The following is a 4,626-nucleotide window of genomic DNA, read 5'->3' on the forward strand; positions in this document are numbered from 1 at the left end:
TCTGCGCCGGAAGTGGGGCGAATTATAGACACCTCAGCGAGGGCGTCAACCGTTAATTTGAACTTTCTTCAGAAACCAGCGTAACGCGCCCAAAAGCCTTCTTGCCGGCCTGGCAAACATGGGTCGCACCCAGCTTGAATACAAAGCTGCGATCCACCACCTCACCATCTATACGTACACCGCCAGAAGCCAGCAGATCACGAGCGACTGCTGCGTTCTTTACCAGGCCAGCTTTATTAAGGACCGCAGAGATCGGCATGTCCTCGGCAGCAGCCACCGATAGCTCCGGTAGATCATCCGGCAGCTCGCCTTCCTTCATACGGTTACCCGCAGAGCGATGCGCATTGGCCGCAGCCTCCTCGCCATGGAAACGCGCGACCAGCTCTTCGGCCAGCTTGATCTTGATGTCGCGAGGGTTGGCACCCGCTTCGCAATCAGCCTTCAAGCCGTCGATCTCTTCCATCGAGCGGAAGCTCAACAGCTCGAAGTAGCGCCACATCAGGGAATCAGGAATCGACACCAGCTTGCTATACATAATGCCCGGCGCTTCTTGAATGCCGACGTAGTTGCCTAGCGACTTGGACATCTTCTTCACGCCATCCAGGCCTTCCAGCAACGGCATAGTCAGGATGCATTGCGGCTCCTGCCCATAAGCGCGCTGAAGCTCGCGCCCCATCAGCAGATTGAATTTCTGATCGGTACCGCCCAGCTCGACGTCGGCCTTCAAGGCCACGGAGTCATAGCCCTGCACCAGCGGGTAAAGGAATTCGTGAATGGCAATGGACTGATTGCTTTTATAGCGCTTGTCGAAATCATCACGCTCGAGCATCCGCGCGACCGTGTACTGCGAAGACAAGCGAATGAAGTCAGCCGGACTCAACTGATCCATCCAGGTCGAGTTGAACGCGACTTCGGTCTTGGCCGGATCGAGAATCTTGAAGACCTGAGACTTGTAGGTTTCGGCGTAGTCGAGAACCTGCTCACGGGTGAGCGGCGGACGCGTGGCGCTTTTACCGCTCGGGTCGCCGATCATGCCGGTGAAATCACCGATCAGGAAGATGATCTGATGCCCCAGATCCTGGAACTGCCGCAGCTTGTTAATAAGCACGGTGTGCCCAAGGTGCAGATCGGGCGCCGTCGGATCGAAACCAGCCTTGATACGCAGTGGCTGGCCACGCTTCAGCTTCTCGACCAGCTCGGCCTCGACCAGGAGTTCATCTGCACCGCGCTTGATCAGCGCCAGCTGCTCTTCAACCGACTTCATTACAGCCCCCAATTCAAAGGGAACCAACCTTACAAGATCAGAGCCCAATTACAAGTTTTGCCCAGCGTTTGCCTGCGAATCAGTGACTGATACGCGGGAAGGGTTGCTTCGAGCAGGTTTTGGTTATATTTTATACAGTTATTTCATCTTCATCATGTCATTCATCTTTTCCATTTCACCTTTTTCAAAGTCAAATTACCTATGAAAGACACACCGCCTAAAGCGCCCCCGCTTTATCCGAAGAGTCACCTGCTCGCTGCAAGCGGCATCGCCGCGTTGTTGAGCCTGGCTCTCCTGGTTTTTCCATCCAGCGATGTCGAAGCCAAACGAACCAACATTCCCCTCGATCTGGAGGCACCGGATCAGGACGTACAAGACCAAGACGCTCAACAAGCCACTCAAGCCACACCTGAAACCACCGAATCGCCATTTGCCCAGATCGACAACGCCGACGATCAGGCTCAAGACACCGCCAACGCACAGCCTCAGGCAGAGACTACCGCGCCAGCCGCTGCGAAAGATCCTGCCCACAGGGAGGTCACCGTCAGCAAGGGCGACACGCTGTCGACCCTGTTCGAAAAAGTCGGGCTACCCGCCGCCACCGTTCATGAAGTACTGGCCAGCGACAAGCAGGCCAAGCAGTTCAGCAAGCTGCAGAACGGACAGACGCTGCAGTTCGAGCTGACGCCGGATGGCCAGCTCAAGCAATTGCACACAAAACTCAGCGAAGTCGAGTCCATCAGCCTGTCGAAGACAGCAACTGGTGGTTACGCATTCAATCGCGAGATCAGCAAGCCCAACGTGCGTAACGCCTACGTACACGGGGTGATCAACAGCTCCCTGTCGCAGTCCGCGCAACGTGCCGGCCTGACTCATAGCATGACGATGGACATGGCCAACATCTTTGGCTACGACATCGACTTCGCGCAGGACATCCGCAAGGGTGACGAATTCGATGTGGTATACGAACAGAAAGTGGTCAACGGCAAGAGCGTAGGCACAGGGAATATCCTGTCCGCCCGCTTCACTAACCGGGGCAAGACCTACACCGCCGTTCGCTACACCAACAAGCAGGGCAATACCAATTACTACACGGCTGACGGCAACAGCATGCGCAAGGCCTTCATCCGTACCCCGGTCGACTTCGCCCGCATCAGCTCGATGTTCTCGATGGGCCGCAAGCACCCGATCCTCAACAAGATCCGCGCTCACAAAGGTGTGGACTATGCAGCGCCACGCGGTACGCCGATCAAGGCCACCGGCGACGGCAAGGTCCTGCTCGCCGGCCGCCGTGGCGGATACGGCAATACCGTCATCATTCAGCACGGCGACACCTACCGTACGCTGTATGGTCACATGCAGGGCTTCGCTAAAGGCATACAGACCGGCGGCACTGTCAAGCAAGGCCAGGTTATCGGCTATATTGGAACTACCGGGCTGTCCACAGGCCCGCACTTGCACTACGAGTTTCAGGTCAATGGCGTTCACGTAGACCCGTTGGGCCAAAAGCTTCCGATGGCGGATCCGATCGCCAAATCCGAAAAACAGCGGTTCATGCAGCAAAGCCAGCCGTTGATGGCCCGCATGGATCAGGAAAAAGCCACCACGCTGGCCTCGAATAAAAGGTAATCCATGGACTTCTTCTATATAGGTGTGATGTCCGGCAGCAGTCTCGATGGGATTGATATCGCCCTTTTGAAGCAGGATGACCGATCAAGGCTTCTGGCTACTCACTACATCCCCATGCCGGAAGACCTGCATGCCGAGCTGCTGGGGCTTTGCTCCAGCGGCGCGGATGAGCTTGCGCGTGCGGCCATTGCGGAGCAAAAGTGGTGCAGGCTGGTCGCACAGGGCGTGCAGACCTTGCTGCAAGATCAAAACATGGTGCCCGCTCAGATTCGCGCCATTGGCAGCCACGGCCAGACTATTCGTCATGAGCCATCGCGCGGCTACAGCATTCAGATCGGCAACCCTGCGCTGCTGGCAGAGCTGACTGAAATTACCGTGGTCAGCGACTTCCGCCGCCGCGACATCGCAGCAGGCGGCCAGGGTGCCCCCCTGGTGCCGGCTTTCCACGAAGCGTTGTTCGACGACAACAAGGATCATCGCGCCGTGTTGAACATCGGCGGGTTCAGTAACCTGAGCCTGATCGAGTCGGATCGCCCGGTCGAAGGCTTCGACTGCGGCCCCGGTAACGTACTGCTCGATGCGTGGATATCTTCACAGCTCCATGAAAGCTACGACAAGGATGGCGCATGGTCGGCGAGCGGCAAGGTTGATTCTGCGCTGCTCGAGAAACTGCTCAGCGATCAGTTTTTCCTCACCAAGGGCCCCAAGAGTACAGGCCGGGAAGTGTTCAACCTGGGCTGGGTTAAACACCATCTGTTCCAGTCGAAAACACTGGCTCCAGAAGATGTGCAGGCCACTCTGCTGGAACTGACAGCATTGACGATCACCGATTCCCTGAAATCTGCACAACCGATTACCCGGGAGCTTCTGGTCTGTGGTGGCGGTGCGCATAACAAGGCGCTGATGAAACGCCTTGCAGAGCTGTTGCCCGATACAGAGGTCAGCAGTACCGAGAAGTTCGGCGTAAACCCTGACTGGGTTGAGGCAATGGCGTTTGCCTGGCTGGCCCATTGCTGCCTCGAAGGCGTTCCGGCCAATCGTCCGACGGTGACCGGCGCCAAAGGCAGGCGCGTTCTGGGCGCGATCTACCCCGCCTGACGCGATGCCGCAATGCAAAACGCCGCTCAATGAGCGGCGTTTTTGTTTACAGCAAGCTTCGATCAGATCGAGAACGAGGAGCCACAGCCACAGGTTGTGGAGGCATTCGGGTTCTTGATCACGAATCGCGACCCTTCAAGCCCTTCCTGATAATCGACTTCTGCGCCGGCCAGGTACTGAAAGCTCATCGGATCGACAACCAGGCTTACGCCCTCGCGCTCGACGATGGTGTCATCGTCTGCCACATCTTCATCGAAAGTAAAACCGTACTGAAAACCTGAGCAACCGCCACCTGTAACGAATACACGCAGTTTGAGACGATCATTGCCCTCTTCGTCGACCAGGGTTTTCACCTTGTGCGCAGCATTTGGAGTGAACTCCAAAGCGGTAGGCGTGAAGGATTCGACACTCATGTGTGATATCTCCCGGCGTTAGCCGTCGTAATGCGTAATGACGGCATTATCCGCTTCTCCTAGAAAATCGGTCAACTATTTGATCGGGAGCGGCTACAAGCTACAAGCTACAAGCTACAAGCTACAAGCTACAAGCTACAAGCTACAAGCTACAAGCTACAAGCTACAAGCTACAAGCTACAAGCTACAAGCTACAAGCTACAAGCTACAAGCTACAAGCTA

The 4,626-nt window shown here is 56.3% G+C and carries 5 protein-coding genes; 3 read left to right on the top strand and 2 right to left on the bottom strand.

Going from position 1 to position 4,626, the window contains the following annotated elements; genetic code table 11:
* Positions 1-52: 52 nt before the first annotated feature.
* Positions 53-1,264 carry a tyrosine--tRNA ligase gene (gene tyrS / locus QRN50_RS17160; RefSeq protein ID WP_024639964.1) on the bottom strand — a complete coding sequence of 404 codons (1,212 nt, stop codon included), beginning with the start codon at positions 1,262-1,264 and terminating at the stop codon, positions 53-55.
* A 201-nt stretch (positions 1,265-1,465) separates the two neighbouring features.
* Here tyrS and QRN50_RS17165 point away from each other — a divergent pair, with 201 nt between their 5' ends.
* Positions 1,466-2,893, top strand: coding sequence for a peptidoglycan DD-metalloendopeptidase family protein (locus tag QRN50_RS17165; protein ID WP_003401947.1), 1,428 nt, complete (start codon positions 1,466-1,468; stop codon positions 2,891-2,893).
* Between the two features lie 3 nt (positions 2,894-2,896).
* A complete protein-coding gene (locus QRN50_RS17170; RefSeq protein WP_003401948.1) occupies positions 2,897-3,991 on the top strand; it encodes an anhydro-N-acetylmuramic acid kinase in 1,095 nt (364 codons plus the stop codon).
* A 62-nt stretch (positions 3,992-4,053) separates the two neighbouring features.
* Here the strand turns inward: QRN50_RS17170 and erpA are convergent, their stop codons facing one another.
* Positions 4,054-4,404, bottom strand: coding sequence for an iron-sulfur cluster insertion protein ErpA (gene erpA, locus QRN50_RS17175; RefSeq protein ID WP_002551953.1), 351 nt, complete (start codon positions 4,402-4,404; stop codon positions 4,054-4,056).
* Between the two features lie 37 nt (positions 4,405-4,441).
* Here erpA and QRN50_RS17180 point away from each other — a divergent pair.
* Positions 4,442-4,626: hypothetical protein (locus tag QRN50_RS17180; protein WP_285427576.1), on the top strand; the 185-nt coding region annotated here is incomplete at its 3' end.

Source organism: Pseudomonas sp. MEJ108 (genome assembly GCF_030208985.1).
Classification (GTDB): Bacteria; Pseudomonadota; Gammaproteobacteria; order Pseudomonadales; family Pseudomonadaceae; genus Aquipseudomonas; species Aquipseudomonas fragariae.

Coding starts and splice junctions, on each gene's coding strand:
- QRN50_RS17170 (WP_003401948.1), top strand. CDS start 2,897: ATGGACTTCTTCTATATAGGTGTGATGTCCGGCAGCAGTCTCGATGGG.
- erpA (WP_002551953.1), bottom strand. CDS start 4,404: ATGAGTGTCGAATCCTTCACGCCTACCGCTTTGGAGTTCACTCCAAAT.
- QRN50_RS17165 (WP_003401947.1), top strand. CDS start 1,466: ATGAAAGACACACCGCCTAAAGCGCCCCCGCTTTATCCGAAGAGTCAC.
- tyrS (WP_024639964.1), bottom strand. CDS start 1,264: ATGAAGTCGGTTGAAGAGCAGCTGGCGCTGATCAAGCGCGGTGCAGAT.